The sequence below is a fragment of the Pantoea sp. SIMBA_079 genome (assembly GCF_046940275.1).
Taxonomy (GTDB): domain Bacteria; phylum Pseudomonadota; class Gammaproteobacteria; order Enterobacterales; family Enterobacteriaceae; genus Pantoea; species Pantoea borealis.
This window is the reverse complement of sequence record NZ_JAWRYR010000200.1, coordinates 1-279: the sequence shown is the minus strand read 5'-3', so window position 1 is coordinate 279 and position 279 is coordinate 1. Positions and strand designations below refer to the sequence as shown.

At 55.2% G+C, this 279-nt stretch carries 1 protein-coding gene; it reads right to left on the bottom strand.

All coding sequences use genetic code 11. The features are described from left to right. Positions 1–220, bottom strand: a 220-nt coding sequence (locus SB719_RS19700) for a hypothetical protein (protein WP_412159672.1), incomplete at its 3' end; no start/stop codon positions are given. Positions 221–279: the final 59 nt, after the last annotated feature.

Sequence of the window (279 nt, the reverse complement as noted above, 5' to 3'; positions counted from 1 at the left end):
AGCCCAGACCCATCACGCCGCCCATCAGACCGGACAGGAAGCCGCCGCCCTTGACCTGCGAAATCGCTTCTTCAGCGCCCGGAAATGCTGCGAGAAGCTTCTGGACTTCTGCCTCCGGACCTTCCTTCTGCAGGAAGGCGAGGATCATGCCGACTGCCTTTTCTGCCGTTGCCGCATCGATGCCAACTTTGGAGGTGATGCGTGCGATCAGTTCTTCCATGGAAACTCTCCCAAAAATCTTACGTTTACGTAATATGCATTCTCGGTTTCGCTTTGCAA